This is a genomic window from Lysobacter sp. ESA13C, assembly GCF_019970005.1.
GTDB classification, from domain to species: Bacteria; Pseudomonadota; Gammaproteobacteria; order Xanthomonadales; family Xanthomonadaceae; genus Lysobacter; species Lysobacter antibioticus_B.
In genome coordinates this window covers 281,357-295,367 of sequence record NZ_JAHXYK010000003.1, presented here as the reverse complement: position 1 = coordinate 295,367, position 14,011 = coordinate 281,357, and the positions used below count along the sequence as shown (strand labels likewise).

The 14,011-nt window shown below is 68.5% G+C and carries 10 protein-coding genes, 1 pseudogene and 1 riboswitch; of the genes and pseudogenes, 1 reads left to right on the top strand and 10 read right to left on the bottom strand.

The genetic code is table 11. The annotated features are described in order from the left end of the window. Window positions 1-18 precede the first annotated feature (18 nt). The 10 genes and pseudogenes from cobT to btuB form a co-directional block, all read right to left on the bottom strand. Window positions 19-1,086: a nicotinate-nucleotide--dimethylbenzimidazole phosphoribosyltransferase gene (gene cobT, locus LC490_RS07415; protein WP_255610696.1), complete on the bottom strand. Its 1,068-nt coding sequence runs from the start codon at window positions 1,084-1,086 to the stop codon at window positions 19-21. Then, window positions 1,083-1,634 carry a bifunctional adenosylcobinamide kinase/adenosylcobinamide-phosphate guanylyltransferase gene (gene cobU, locus LC490_RS07410; protein WP_223619757.1) on the bottom strand — a complete coding sequence of 184 codons (552 nt, stop codon included), beginning with the start codon at window positions 1,632-1,634 and terminating at the stop codon, window positions 1,083-1,085. Before cobU ends, cobT begins: the two co-directional genes overlap by 4 nt. Next, the gene (locus tag LC490_RS07405; RefSeq protein ID WP_223619756.1) at window positions 1,622-3,112 is read right to left on the bottom strand and encodes a cobyric acid synthase; all 1,491 of its coding nucleotides are present in this window, start codon (window positions 3,110-3,112) and stop codon (window positions 1,622-1,624) included. Before LC490_RS07405 ends, cobU begins: the two co-directional genes overlap by 13 nt. Beyond that, on the bottom strand, window positions 3,109-4,107 hold the full coding sequence (cobD, locus tag LC490_RS07400; RefSeq protein WP_223619755.1) for a threonine-phosphate decarboxylase CobD: 999 nt from the start codon (window positions 4,105-4,107) through the stop codon (window positions 3,109-3,111). Before cobD ends, LC490_RS07405 begins: the two co-directional genes overlap by 4 nt. Before the next feature lie 235 nt (window positions 4,108-4,342). Continuing rightward, window positions 4,343-5,224: pseudogene (cbiB, locus tag LC490_RS07395) on the bottom strand (adenosylcobinamide-phosphate synthase CbiB); the annotation flags it as partial. A 23-nt stretch (window positions 5,225-5,247) separates the two neighbouring features. After that, window positions 5,248-6,561, bottom strand: a complete 1,314-nt coding sequence (locus LC490_RS07390) for a cobyrinate a,c-diamide synthase (protein ID WP_223619964.1) — start codon at window positions 6,559-6,561, stop codon at window positions 5,248-5,250. 160 nt (window positions 6,562-6,721) lie between these two features. Beyond that, window positions 6,722-7,342 carry a cob(I)yrinic acid a,c-diamide adenosyltransferase gene (cobO, locus tag LC490_RS07385; RefSeq protein ID WP_031373905.1) on the bottom strand — a complete coding sequence of 207 codons (621 nt, stop codon included), beginning with the start codon at window positions 7,340-7,342 and terminating at the stop codon, window positions 6,722-6,724. 35 nt (window positions 7,343-7,377) lie between these two features. Next, window positions 7,378-7,896 carry a hypothetical protein gene (locus LC490_RS07380; RefSeq protein ID WP_223619963.1) on the bottom strand — a complete coding sequence of 173 codons (519 nt, stop codon included), beginning with the start codon at window positions 7,894-7,896 and terminating at the stop codon, window positions 7,378-7,380. A 124-nt stretch (window positions 7,897-8,020) separates the two neighbouring features. Then, entirely contained in the window at window positions 8,021-8,611 is a 591-nt protein-coding gene (locus LC490_RS07375) for a hypothetical protein (RefSeq protein ID WP_223619754.1), read from the bottom strand. A gap of 77 nt (window positions 8,612-8,688) precedes the next feature. Beyond that, the gene (gene btuB / locus LC490_RS07370; protein ID WP_223619962.1) at window positions 8,689-10,542 is read right to left on the bottom strand and encodes a TonB-dependent vitamin B12 receptor; all 1,854 of its coding nucleotides are present in this window, start codon (window positions 10,540-10,542) and stop codon (window positions 8,689-8,691) included. Between the two features lie 153 nt (window positions 10,543-10,695). Then, a riboswitch (cobalamin riboswitch) is annotated at window positions 10,696-10,940 on the bottom strand. A 490-nt stretch (window positions 10,941-11,430) separates the two neighbouring features. Here btuB and LC490_RS07365 point away from each other — a divergent pair. After that, complete coding sequence (locus tag LC490_RS07365) at window positions 11,431-13,806, top strand: TonB-dependent receptor (protein ID WP_223619753.1); 2,376 nt, start codon at window positions 11,431-11,433, stop codon at window positions 13,804-13,806. The last annotated feature ends 205 nt before the right edge of the window (window positions 13,807-14,011 follow it).

The window sequence follows — 14,011 nt, the reverse complement described above, 5'->3', positions numbered from 1 at the left end:
CGTTCGTCGGGGCCCACATCATGCCTGTTGCGAGGCCGCCTCGGACACTCCCGCCTGAGCGAAGGTGGCCATGCCGTTGTGCAGGGCACAGGCCGAGCGCAACAACGGCACAGCGACCGCGGCGCCGCTGGCTTCGCCCAGGCGCATGCCGAGGTCGAGCAAGGGCTGCGCGCCGAGCGCCTGCAGCACCGCGGCGTGACCGCGTTCGTGCGAGCGGTGCGCATACAGGAACCACTCGCGGCAGCTCGGGTTGATGGCCTGGGCGACGAGCGCGGACACGCTGGCGATGAAACCGTCGACCAGCACCGGCAACCCGGCCTGGGCCGCGGCGATATAGGCGCCCGCCAGCGCGGCGATCTCGAAACCGCCGAGGCAACGCAGGCGCTCCCAGGCGTCGCCGGCGCCCGCATGAAGGGCCAGCGCGCGTTCGATCACGCTGACCTTGTGGGCGATGCCGTCGGCATCCAGGCCGGTGCCTGCGCCGCTCAATTCGGCCGGCGAACGATCGAGCAAGGCGCTCGCCAAGGCCGAGGCCGAGGTGGTGTTGGCGATGCCCATCTCGCCGCCGATGAACAACTGCGCCGCGCCGTCGAGCGCGGCGCGCACACTGGCGGCGCCGGCGCTCAGGGCCGCGCGCAGTTGCGGTTCGCTCATCGCCGGCGCTTCGCAGAAGTTGGCCGTGCTCTCGGCGATGATCGCGCGATGCACGCCGCGGATCGGGCCGGGGTCGTTGACCGTGCCGAGGTTGACCACGTCCAGGGTCGCGCCGAGGCTGCGCGCGAGCACGCTGATCGCCGCGCCGCCATGAGCGAAGTTGCGCACCATCTCGCCGGTGACCGCCTGCGGGAACGCCGACACGCCTTCGGTGGCGACGCCATGATCGGCGGCGAACACGCTGATCCAGACCCGGTCCACCTTCGGCGTCGGGGTGCGCTGCAAGGCCGCCAGGCGCACCGCGAGTTCTTCGAGCGCGCCGAGCGAGCCCGGCGGTTTGGTCAACTGGGTCTGGCGCATGCGCGCCTGGGTTTCGATGGCGGTGTCCGGGCTTGCGCAACCGCGCAGCCACCACTTGCTTTCGTCGTTCAAGTTCGGGTTCCTCGCATACTCGGCTCCGCAGCGAGCGGAGCGCCTTTCAATACCAGCGGCAAACCGGCCGCCACGAACACCACCCGATCGCAGACCGCAGCGAGCGCCTGGTGCAAGCGCCCGGCCTCGTCGACGTAGCGTCGCGTCAACGCACCCATCGGCACCACGCCCAGGCCGACCTCGTTGCTGACCAACACCACCCGGCCCGGCAAGTCCGCAAGCGTCGACAGCAAGGCCTCGCGTTCGCGTGCGAACACGGAGCCGTCTTGCGCGCCGAGCAGGTTGCTGAGCCACAGGGTCAGGCAGTCGACGAGCACGCAGCGATCCGGCGCGGCATGGCGGCGCAGCGCCGATGCCAGGGCGATCGGCTCCTCGACACAGCCCCAGTGCGCCGGCCGGCGTGCGCGATGGTGGGCAATGCGCTCGCTCATCTCTTCGTCCCCGGCCTGGCCGGTGGCGAGGTAGACGACGTCGTCGGACTCGGCCGCCAGACGTTCGGCCAAGGCACTCTTGCCCGAGCGTGCGCCGCCGAGGATCAGGCTGTGCATAGCGTCTCCTCCAGGCCGAACCATTGCGCGAGCCGGGCGGTGTCGAGACAGGTCTCGACCGCATCGGCGAGGCGATCGATGCTGGCTTCGCGCAGGCCGCGCATGTCGAGCGGCTCGGCATCGGCCATGCCGGCCCAGCGCAGCAAGGCCGCCAGCGCCGCCGGCTCGTCGAACAGACCGTGCAGATAGCTGGCGAGAATCTGGCCGTCGGCGGAGACCGCGCCGTCGTCGCGGCCGTCGGCCAGGCGCAGGGCCGGCGACGCCAGCGCCGGGCCGCGGCTGATGCCGCAATGGATTTCGTAACCGGCCACCGCCGCTTCGCCGTCGCTGCCGTCGATGGCGAGGCGGCCGCGCACGTTGCGCAATTGCTTGTGCGAGTCGAGCTCGGTTTCCAGATCCAGCCAGCCCAGGCCGTCGCTGGAACCGGGCTCGCCTTCGATGCCGAGCGGATCGTGGACGGCGCGGCCGAGCATCTGCAGGCCGCCGCAAATACCGATCAGCTTGCCGCCGTAACGCAGATGCCGGGCGATCGCCTCGGCCCAATCATTGCGCCGCAGCCAGGCCAGGTCGGCGCGCGTCGACTTCGAGCCCGGCAGCACGATCAGGTCGCAGGCCGGTGGGATTTCGCCGGGGCCGACGAACACGCAATCGACCTGCGGATGCGCGCGCAGCGGGTCGAGGTCGTTGTGGTTGCTGATCCGCGGCAAGGCCGGCACGACCACGCGCAAACGCGCTTCGGCTTTGCCGGCACGCTCGCGCGGCAAGGCGTCCTCGGCCTCCAGATGCAGGCCGTGCAGATACGGCAACACGCCGAGCACCGGTTTGCCGGTCTCGCGTTCGAGCCAGTCCAGCCCGGATTGCAGCAGGGCGATGTCGCCACGAAAGCGATTGATGACGAAGCCGACCACGCGCGCGCGTTCGCTCTCCGAGAGCAGCGCCAAGGTTCCGACCAGATGCGCGAACACGCCGCCGCGGTCGATGTCGGCGATCAGCACCACCGGGCAATCGACCGCCTCGGCATAGCCCATGTTGGCGATGTCGTTGGCGCGCAGGTTGATCTCGGCCGGGCTGCCGGCGCCTTCGACCACGACCGCATCGAAGCCTTCGACCAGGCGCCCGTGCGAGGCGAGCACGGCCTCGCGGGCGACGCGCTTGTAGTCGTGATAGCCGCGCGCATCCATGTTGCAAACGGCATGGCCGTGCAGGATCACCTGCGCCCCGGTATCGCTGTTGGGCTTGAGCAGCACCGGATTGAAGTCGGTATGCGCGGCCACCCCGGCGGCCTGCGCCTGCACCGCCTGGGCCCGGCCGATCTCGCCGCCGTCGGCGGTGACCGCCGAGTTCAGCGCCATGTTCTGCGGCTTGAACGGCGCCACCGCGACGCCGCGCCGGTGCAGCCAGCGGCACAACGCGGTGACCAGGGCGCTCTTGCCGGCGTCGGAGGTGCAGCCCTGCACCATCAGCACGCGTGCGCTCACGACGGACTCCTTTCGCTTAACGTTTCGGCCAGGGCCGCGTCCAGTCGCGCCCATTGCGCGGCATCGCCGGGCAGGCCGAAGCGCAGGCTGGCCGGCGTCTCGAACAAACGGGTGAGGATGCCGCGCCGCGCCAGAGCTTCGTGCAGGTCGGCGGCCTCATCGCTGCGATGCCACTGGAAGAAGGCACTACCGCCGCTCGGCGCGAGGCCGTGGGTCTGCAGCAGATCGGCCAGGCGCGCGCCCTGCGCACGCAACTGCACGCGCATCGCCGCCTGCCAGTCGCGGTCGGCGAAGGCCTGGCGCAGCACGTAACGCGCCGGGCCGGCCACGGTCCACGGGCCGAGGCGATCGCGCAAACGCTCCAGCATGGCCGGCGCGGCGCAGACGAAGCCCGCGCGCGCGCCGGCCAGGCCGAAAAACTTGCCGGCCGAACGCAGCACGATCAGCCCTTCGCGCTCGCTGTGCGCGCACAGGCTGTGCTCGGGCGTGGCGTCCATGAAGGCCTCGTCGATCAGCAGCCAGCCACCGCGTGCGGCAAGGCGCGCGTGCAGGCCGAGCAGAACTTCGCGATCGAAGCGATCGCCGCCGGGGTTGTTGGGGTGGATCAGCACGACCACGTCGAAATCGTCGACGCCGGCGATCAACTCGTCCGCCGCGCGCAACTCGACCCGATGGCCGCAGCGGCGCCAGGCATGCGCATGCTCGGCGTAACCCGGCGCCAACACGCCGACCCGCGAGGCTTCGCGCAATTCAGGCAGCGCTTGGATCGCGGCCTGGGAACCGGCGACCGGCAGCAACGCCGGCGCGCCGTAGTAATCGCAAGCCGCTTCGACCAGACCGTCGTCGTCCTCGGGCAGGCGATGCCAGGCGCGCGCGGGAATCTCCGGCACCGGCCAGGCGACCGGGTTGATGCCGGTGGACAGATCCAGCCAGCGTTCCGGCGCGATGCCGTAACGCTGCGCGGCACGTAGCAGACGGCCTCCGTGCTCAAGCATGCGCTGATCTCCTACCATTCGGTGGCACCGCATCGTGCCTGTGAAAATGCAGCGATTGCGTGATGACGGAAACGTCGAACGCAATGGCACATTGCAACGCGTCTTCAGCCAAACACGCTGACTTCGTCGCAGCCAATGAATGCCTCGTAGCACAATAAATATCGCCATCCATATCGGCAGGCCGCATGAATGCGTGCGCGGCCGGTGCAGGCATGCGAATCACGGCATGCGTCACCGCGAATGCCCCCACCGTCAACAACCACAGCACGACGCCGCGCCCGACCAAGCCTTGCGCTCGCACGATCGAGCGCGCATCCGGCGCCTGCCCTTCGCCGAGCGCCGGCCTTTGCTCCCACACGCCGTGGTACGGCGCTGCGCCGCCGAGGCGCACGCGCAGCGCGCCCGCCCCCGCCGCCATCACCGGGCCCGCATTCGGGCTGTCCCACAGCGGCGCTTGCCGGCGCCAGCAACGCAGCGCCGCGGCGGTGTCGCCGAACACGGCATAGGTCGCCGCGGTCAGGCGCGCCGGCACCCAGTTCAGCACATCGTCGATGCGCGCCGCGGCCCAGCCGAAGCGTTCGTAGCGCGGCGTGCGGTAACCCCACATCGCATCGAGCGTGTTGGCCAGCCGATACAGCACCGCCCCGGCCGGCCCGAGCAGGGCGAACCAGAACAGCGCGCCGAACACCGCGTCGTTGCCGTTCTCCAGCACCGACTCGGTGGCCGCGGCGGCGACGCGCTCGGCATCGAGCGCCGCGGTGTCGCGGCTGACGATGCGGCCGACCGCCGCGCGCGCCGCGTCCAGGTCGCCGTCGCGCAAGGCGCGCGCGACCGGCGCGGCGTGTTCGTCGAGGCTGCGCAGACCGAGGGTGAGATACAGCATGCTGGCCGCATAGGCGCCGGCCAACCAAGGCGAGCGTGCCAGCAACTCGAACTGCAGCCAGGCTGCGAGCAGGCTCGCCGGCAGCACCGCCACGGCCCAGGCCAGCACGCCGCGTCCGCGCCCGTCGCCATGCAAGCGGGCTTCGATCGCCCGCGCCATGCGCCCGAACGCGACCAGCGGATGCGCGCGCCGCGGTTCGCCGAGCAGACGATCCAGCGCCACCCCGCTCAGCATCGCGATGGCGAGCGTCGCCGGGCTCATGGCTGCAGGAGCTTGAGCGCCGCAACCGGGTTCGAGGGGAAATAGAAGTGGACGAAACTCGCGCTCATGCGGCGGTCGCGATACACCGCTTCGCGGCTCGGCCCGCCGTTCGGGTTGACCGATTCGGCGATCGCTGCGGCCCCGATCTCGGCACGCGCGTAATGGAAGGTGTGCCCGCGCAGGCGGCCCTCGGGCAGCTCGACCGATTGCAGACCGAGCGCGGCCATGCGCGTCTGCATGACGGCATGCCCTGGCAGCAAGCCGGCCATGGCGGCGCGCTCGCCGTCGCGATCGGTCAACGAGTCGAGCGCATACAGCAGACCGCCGCACTCGGCCAGCAGCGGTTTGCCGGCGTCGCGATGTGCGTGCAGGTCCTCGCGCAAAGCGTGGTTGCCGGCCAGGGCCGACAGATGCAGTTCCGGATAGCCACCGGGCAACCACGCCGCATCGCAGTCGGGCAGGCCGTCGCCGGCCAGCGGCGAGAAGAACTTGAGTTCGGCGCCGGCCGCACGCAGCAGATCGAGATTGGCCGGATACAGGAAACAGAACGCGGCGTCGCGGGCGATGGCGATGCGTACGCCTTGCAATTGCGTGGGCACCTGCCCCGCCTCGGCCGCCGCGAACGCGACCGGCGGCGGCAGCTCGGCGTCGGCGTGTTGGCCCCAGGCATCGGCCAGCGCATCGAGCCGCGCATCCAGATCGCCGAGCTCGCCGGCGGCGACCAGGCCGAGATGGCGCTCGGGCAAGGCCAGGCCGGGGTCGCGCGGCAAGGCGCCGAGCCAGCGCAGATCGGCCGGCAGACTCTCGCGCAACAACTGCGCGTGATAAGCGCTGCCGATGCGGTTGGCGGCGACGCCGTACACCCGCAGGCCTTCGCGATAGCGCGCGAGCCCGGTCGCCAGGGCGCCGAAGGTCTGCGCCATCGCCGAACCGTCGATGACCGCGAGCACCGGCACACCCAACCGCTCGGCAAGGTCGGCGCTCGACGGCGTGCCGTCGAACAGGCCCATCACGCCTTCGATCAGGATCAGGTCGGCTTCGCCCGCGGCCGCATGCAAACGCGCGCGCACGTCCTGCTCGCCGCACATCCACAGGTCGAGCTGGTAAGCCGGATGACAGCCAGCGGGATGCCCGCTGGCGCGTTCGAGCACCATCGGATCGAGAAAGTCCGGCCCGGTCTTGAACACCCGCACCCGTCGGCCCTGACGCGCATGCCAGCGAGCGATCGCCGCGGTGACGCTGGTCTTGCCCTGGCCTGAGGCGGGGGCGGAGACAAGTAAGGCGGGACAGTGATGCCGGGAATCGGGAATGGGGAATCGGGAATCGGTCGAAGCCGCAGCGTCAATCGTGCCCACGCATGCGTCGGAGATTTCGCCCAATTTTTCGTTGCCAGAAGACATATCGCTCGTCCCGTCAGTGTCTACGAATCCCGCTTTTACGACTCCCGATTCCCCATTCCCGACTCCCGCTCTAAAGTTCGATCCCCTTCTGCGCCTTGATCCCCGCCTTGAACGCATGCTTGACCACGCGCATCTCGGTGACGGTGTCGGCCGCTTCGATCAGGGCATCGGGGGCGCCGCGGCCGGTGATGACCACGTGCTGCCGCTCCGGCCGCGCCGCGACCGCGGCCAGCACGTCGTCGAGCGCGACGTAGCGGTGCGCCAAGGCGATGTTCAACTCGTCGAGCAGGACGAAGTCGTAGCCGGGGTCGGCCATCATCTTCGCCGCGATCGCCCAGGCCGACTGCGCGGCGCGGATGTCGCGCTCCTTGTCCTGGGTTTCCCAGGTGAAGCCCTCGCCCATCACGTGATAGTCCAGTTCTTCGAAACGCCGGAAGAAAGCCTCTTCGCCGGTCGAGAAGCTGCCCTTGATGAACTGCACCACCCCGCACTTGAAACCGTGCCCGAGCGAACGCGCGAGCATGCCGAAGCCCGAGGAGCTCTTGCCCTTGCCGTTGCCGGTATTGACCACCAGCACGCCGCGTTCGATGGTCGCCTGGGCGATCTTGCGGTCGATCAGTTCCTTCTTGCGCTGCATGCGTTCGCGGTGGCGCTCTTCGCTGCTCGCAGCGAAACCGGCGCGGTCGCCCATGCCGTCGTTCTTGCCGCCGTTGTTGTTATCCGCGCTCATGCCGTCGCCCCGCTACGCTGGCGCAGGATCAGGCTGCGCGCGACCGCATAGCCCCCGAAAACCAGGCCGACATAACCGGCCAAGGTGCCGAGGGCGCGCGGGTAGTACTGTGGGATGCGATCGATGAAGCCGGCCAGGCTCGCATCGGGGTAGCGGCCGGACAGGAAATAAAACCCGCCCTTGGAAATCAGGTAGGTCACCACCGAGGTCGCCAGCAACACCAATACCAGGCGCGGCACCGTGCCCCAATGGTCGCGATGCACGCGCGCATAGACGCGGCCGCCGAACCACAGCGCGCCGTAGGCCAGGGCCAGCGCCCAATAGGCCGGCGACAAGCACCAGTCGGTGATGCGGCCGAGCGCCAGGCTGCCCAGGTCGAGCGCCGAGGACAACACGAAAAATGCCGGGAACGCCCAGACCGGACGCAGCAAGGCGCCGACCAGGAAAAACACCGCCCACGACGCACTGGGCAAAGCGTCGACGCTGGCGAAGTGTTGGCCGCGGGTGCAGATCATCAGCAGCGCCAGCGACGCGGCGGTCGCGATCAGCGCCTGCCGCGATTCCAGCGGCAGCACCGCGGTGGAGACGACGGGGAGAGGGTTCGACATGCTCAAGCTCCGGAACGCGAAGGGACGGCTATCAACGGTTCGTGGTCGGCTGCGAGGCCGGCGGACGTGCGATACGCGCGACCGCCGCGTGCGCGACGAACGCGACCGCGATGTAACTCATGGTGGTACGCACGAACAGCGGGCCCCAGCGCCAGACCCGGCTTAGGTACTCGGCGAAGTTCGGCTCGGCGTAGCGGCCGCCGAACCAGTAGAAGGCGCCATTGGAAATCAGGAACGATACGCTGGCGGCGGCGAAGGCCACGCCTAACGCACGCCCGAATCCGCGCCAACCGGCCGGCATGCGCGGCGCATACCAGCGCCCGGCGTACCACAGCACGGCATAGGCCAGCAGCAGGAAGGCATACGACGGAGTCACGCAGTAGTGGTCGAAGAAATTCAGGCCGCGCCCGGTGATCGCGAAGTAGTCGATGGCGACCGCCGCGAGCAGGAACACCGCGTAGCCCAAGTGCCGGCGCAGATACAGGCCGCCGAGAAAGAACACCGCCATCGAGGCATCGGGCAGATGCAGCAGATCGCCGAAGTGATGGAAGCGCGTGGCGATCATCACCATCAACAACAGGCACGACAGGCTTAATTGAATGGGACCGGGCAAATTCTTCATCGGCGACTCTCGATAGGCGCCGGCAACGCGGTGGTTGCCGGCAAAGTCCGCGGATGCGGGCCGAGGTTGCTGATCCGTCAGCGGGAAGGCCGGTAACGCAAGGTCAACAGATAATTGCGGCCGGGCTGATTGTAGAAAGCGGCGGTTTCGTAACGGCGATCGAACACGTTGTTCGCCGCCAACTGCACGCTCCAGGCCTCGTTGAAGGCGTAGCCCAGGCGCAGATCGGTGAGCGCGTAGCCGGCCAGGCGACGCGTATTGGCCAAGTCATCATAACGATCGCCCGCGGCATAGACGCTGGCACCGAACGACCAGGCACCGTTGCCGACCGCGATGCGGCGGTCGGCATCGATGCGCGCGCTCTGCCGCGCACGCCGCGGCAGGAGTTTGTCGCGGCTGGCGCTGCGGCTGTCGTTGCGCGGGTCCAGCCAGGTCGCGCTGGCGCGCAGGTCCCAGTCGGCCAGACGGGTGTCGAACGCCGCTTCCAGGCCGCGGATGCGCGCGCGATCGACGTTGCCGGGCAAGCCGATCGAGGAATCGAACGCGATCAGGTCGTCGATGTCGCTCTCGTAGGCGTTGAGCGACCATACATGCTGGCGGCGCTCGCCGTGGATGCCGCGCAGGCCGATTTCGACGCTGCGCGAGGTTTCCGGCGACAGGCCGGCATTGCCGTAACCCGGGTAGTACAACTCGTTGAAGGTCGGTGCCTTGAACGCGGTGCCGTAGCTCGCGGTCAAACGCAGCGCCTCGCTGAGGTTCCAGCCCCACAGCAGGCTGCCGGTGGTCTCGCCGCCGAACTGGCTGTCGTCGTCGCGGCGCAGGCTGGCCTGCAGCGCGTGCGCGCCGAAACTCTGCTGCCACTGGCCGAAGGCGCCGCGCAGGATGCGGGCGTCGCGGGCATAGCGGGTATTGCTGTCGATGCGGTCGCGCTGCCAGTCGAAACCGAGCGTGAGCAGGCCGCTGCCGATGCCGATGTCGCCCTGCACCGAGCCGAGCTGACGCCGGGTCTCGAAGGTGCTGGAGTACTTGCCGTTCTTGTAGGTGTCGCTGAGGTCTTCGCTGCGGCCGGCGCTGGCGCTGAGGCTGACGCGGTCGCTGGGCCGGTAGCGCAGCTTGGCGCCGGCGACCTGCTGCACGCCGTCGGCCTCGTTGTTCTGGCTGCCGTCGTACTCGTTATGGTTTTCGGTGCGGAACAAGCGCGCTTCGGCGTCCCATTGCTCGTTGAAGCGGTAGCCGCCCTGCAGGGTCAGCGAATCGTTGCGATAGCCGTCGCGGTCCGGCGAGTTGGTGAAACAACCCGCGCCGCCCGGCGAGGGCTTGCCGCGGCAGGCGTTGATGCCGTCGGTGTCTTCGTGGGCGGCGTTGATCGAATACCAGCCACGTTCGCCCTTGCCGGCGACGCCGGCGGTGGCTCGATGGGTGGCGTAGCTGCCGACCGAGGCGCTGAAGCTCGGCACGAACGCGCCCTGCGGCCGCCGGGTGAAGATCTGGATGACGCCGCCGATGGCTTCGGAGCCGTACAGGCTGGAGAACGGGCCGCGCACGATTTCGACGCGTTCGATCTGTTCGACCGGAATGTCCTGCAGCGAGGCGCCGCCGCTGGTCGCCGAACCGATCTTGACCCCGTCGATCAGCACCAGCACGTGGTCGGACTCGCTGCCGCGCAGAAACAGCGACGTCGCCTTGCCCGGGCCGCCGTTATTGGCCAAAGAAGCGCCCGGCGTGCCGCGCAACAGGTCCGGCAGCGACGAGGGCTGCAGGCGTTCGATCTGGGCGCGGTCGATCACGGTTACCGCGGCGAGCGTGGCGTCCTGGGTCTGGGCGGTGCGGCTCGCGGTGACCACGACCTGGTCGAGATCGACCGCGGGCGCGGCCAGCGCGGAGGCGGCGAATGCGGAACCGGCGAATACGAAAGCGCAGCGCGCGGGGATGCGCGCAAGGCGCGGAACAGCGGAAAAACGGAACGTCACAGTCGGCTCTCCATGGCCGCGCCTCACCCGCGCGGTCTAGACCAGGTCGTGACAGGGGGATGGCGGAACGGAGAGACGGCGCGCACGCCGATGCCCCGAGACATGGCCCTCCGCCTGTCGGTTCGCGCTCCGGGCCGGTCTCCGGGCTTGCGAGCGGAGGCGGTCCGAGATCGGACCGGGTCTCCCGTACCGCGCCTTCCCGTGTCGGAACACAGTGGCGTCGTGCGGTACGTGTACTCGCTTACCGTTGCGGGGGCAGCTCCGGATTGACCGACCTGGCGAACGCCAGAAGCGGGGACCGGATTCCCGTTTCAATCGCCGATTGTGTGTCGGCGATCACCTTGAGCGCGCGCATCTTAGCAGTCGAGCGAGGTCGGGACGCCACCGGAATTCGTGCGAGCGCGCTTGAAGTCTCTGGACCGCGGCCAGGGCGCCCCTCGCCGGGCTTAGCCCCCGGATCGTCATCCCCGCGCAGGCGGGGGTGAATGGATGCGCGAGCCACTGGCTCGCGCATCCATGAACGCCTGGGCGCGCTGCGCGCCTCGCCGGGCCCGCAGAGACTTCAAGCGTTCTCGCACGAAAACCCGGTGGATCCCCGCCTTCGCGGGGATGACGACCTGGGGGGAATGACAGCTTGCTAGAGATGAAGGCTTAACGGGGATGAGGGCCAGAAAGCTCCAAGCGAGTCAGGCGCAGCGGCCATCGGCCCACCCCCAGATTCCGCAAAGAGTGTGCCATTACCACTTTTCTACTACTTGCGTTAGGCAATATTTGGCCGCTTCATTGACCGGTTGTTACGTTCGTGTTAAATCCGAATGACATCGCTGTCATCCCCATCAAGGAGTCGTCATGCCCGTCCGCCGCACCTTCGCCGGTTCACGTCACCCTCTGGCCCTCGGCCTCCTGGTAGCGCTCGCCGCGCCGGTCTACGCGCAGGACGCGCCGCAAAACGATCCCAAGACCCTGGACCAGGTCATCGTCACCGGCACCCGCGTCAGCGACCGCACCGTCGCCGAGTCCACCGCGCCGATCGACATCATCACCCCCGAAACCCTGGAAGCCACCGGTACCGTCGAGCTGGCCACCGCGCTGTCGCGCGCCCTGCCCTCGCTGAACTTCCCGCGCCCGGCCATCACCGACGGCACCGACGCGGTGCGCCCGGCGCAGCTGCGCGGCCTGGCCCCCGACCAGGTGCTGGTGCTGGTCAACGGCAAGCGCCGTCACACCACCGCCCTGATCAACCTCAACGGCAGCCAGGGCCGCGGCTCCTCGCCGGTCGATCTGAACGCCATTCCGATCGCCGCGATCGAACGCGTCGAAGTGCTGCGCGACGGCGCTTCCGCGCAGTACGGCTCGGACGCTATCGCCGGCGTCATCAACGTCGTCCTTAAAGGAAGCGGCGAAGGCGGCAGCATCGCCGCGCGCTACGGCCAGTACAGCGCCGGCGACGGCAAGCAGTACCAGTTGTCCGGCGACACCGGCATCAAGCTCGGCGAGAACGGCTGGCTGCACCTGGCCGCGCAAGGCGGGCACCAAGACCAGACCAATCGTGCGCGGCCGTTCCAGGGCCGCGTCGAGCAGCGCTACGGCGATCCCGAGATCGACCAGGGCGCGTTCGCCTACAACGGCGAATACAACCCCACCGAATACCTGAGCTTCTATTCGTTCGGCAGCTACAGCGAACGCGACGTGCTCTCGAACGGCTATTTCCGCTTCGCCGGCGACCCGCGCAACATCCCGGCGATCTACCCGAACGGCTTCCTGCCGCAGATCCACAACGTCAGTAAGGATCGCGCCGCGGTGTTCGGCCTGCGCAGCGAAACCGCCGGCGGCACCCAGATCGACCTGAGCTACAACTACGGCCACAACGGCCTGACCTTCGACATCGAGAACACCCTCAACCGCAGCCTCGGCCCGACCTCGCCGACGCAGTTCTACGCCGGCGCGCTGGAAGTCACCCAGCACGTGCTCAACCTGGACTTCACCAAGTCGGTCGACTTCGGCTGGCAGTACCCGGTGACCTTCGCCTGGGGCGCGGAATGGCGCGGCGAAGAGTTCTCCGAACGCGCCGGCGAGCCGCTGTCCTACGCCAACGGCGGCGTGGCCGCGCCGAACGGCCAGATCATCCCGGGCGCGCAGGTGTTCTCCGGCTTCCGCGCCAGCGATGCCGGCGACTTCGACCGTCACAGCTATTCGGTCTACATCGACGCCGAAGCCGACCTGACCGACAAGTTCTCGCTCGGCGCCGCCGCGCGTTACGAGACCTACAGCGATTTCGGCGAAACCACCTCGGGCAAGCTGTCCGGCCGCTACGCCTTCACCGACAAGGTCGCCCTGCGCGCCACCGCCTCGACCGGCTTCCGCGCGCCGTCGCTGCAGCAGCAGTTCTTCCAGTCGATCGCCACCAACTTCATCAGCGGCATCCCGTACGAGATCGGCACCTTCCGCGTCGACAACCCGGCCGCCATCGCCCTGGGCTCGGAAGCGTTGAAGGCGGAAGAGTCGACCAATTACAGCCTGGGCCTGGTGCTGCAGCCGGCCGACCAGCTCTACATCACCATCGACGCCTACAACATCCAGGTGAAGGACCGCATCCTGCTGTCGGAAAACCTGACCAGCGCGGCGGTGCGCAACTACCTCAACGCCAACGGCTATCCCGGCATCGGCGGCGGCCGCTACTTCACCAATGCCGTCGACACCGACACCAAGGGCGTGGACATCATCGCCACCTACGGTTGGGACGTCGGCTCGGGCAAGCTCAACCTCACCGCGGGCTACAACTACTCCAAGACCGAGATCGACAAGATCGCCCCGAACCCGCCGCGCCTGGCGGCGATCGACCCGGCCGCGGTGCGCATCGGCCGCACCGAAATCGGACGCATCACCAAGGGCGCGCCGCGCGACAAGTTCTTCCTCGCAGGCGACTGGAAGACCGGCAACTGGAACTTCACCGCCACCGCCACCCGCTACGGCGAGTTCACCGAGTTGCACGCGACCGACCCGAGGCAGGACCAGACCTTCGGCGACGAATGGACCCTGGACCTGGCCGCGACCTATCGCCTGAACAACTGGGACTTCACCGTCGGCGGCGACAACGTCCTCGACGCCTATCCCGACGAGTCCAAGCTGGTGCGCGGCACCCGCAACTACCTGCCGTACAACACCGCCTCGCCGTTCGGCTTCAACGGCGCCTTCGGCTACATCAAGGTCGGCTATAAGTGGTAAGGCACGCAGCGCTGCGTTGCAGTGATTTTGATTTGCTTTGCTGCTTTACCTGTTAACCGTAGACCCGGAGGGCGGCGCTCAGGACGTGCGCCCAGCCTTTAAAAAGGAATGACTCGATAAGACAGGGACGTCTTATCGAAAAATCCCGGCGCCGGCATCGCACTCGTGGCCTGTGCCCTTGCAAGGAGAGCCCTCCCTTTGGTTA

Bases quoted from the DNA above. Each gene is read 5' to 3' on its own strand.
- cobU (WP_223619757.1), bottom strand. From the start codon at position 1,634: ATGCACAGCCTGATCCTCGGCGGCGCACGCTCGGGCAAGAGTGCCTTG.
- cobD (WP_223619755.1), bottom strand. From the start codon at position 4,107: ATGCTTGAGCACGGAGGCCGTCTGCTACGTGCCGCGCAGCGTTACGGC.
- cobO (WP_031373905.1), bottom strand. From the start codon at position 7,342: ATGGGCGACCGCGCCGGTTTCGCTGCGAGCAGCGAAGAGCGCCACCGC.
- LC490_RS07380 (WP_223619963.1), bottom strand. From the start codon at position 7,896: ATGATCTGCACCCGCGGCCAACACTTCGCCAGCGTCGACGCTTTGCCC.
- LC490_RS07375 (WP_223619754.1), bottom strand. From the start codon at position 8,611: ATGAAGAATTTGCCCGGTCCCATTCAATTAAGCCTGTCGTGCCTGTTG.
- LC490_RS07365 (WP_223619753.1), top strand. From the start codon at position 11,431: ATGCCCGTCCGCCGCACCTTCGCCGGTTCACGTCACCCTCTGGCCCTC.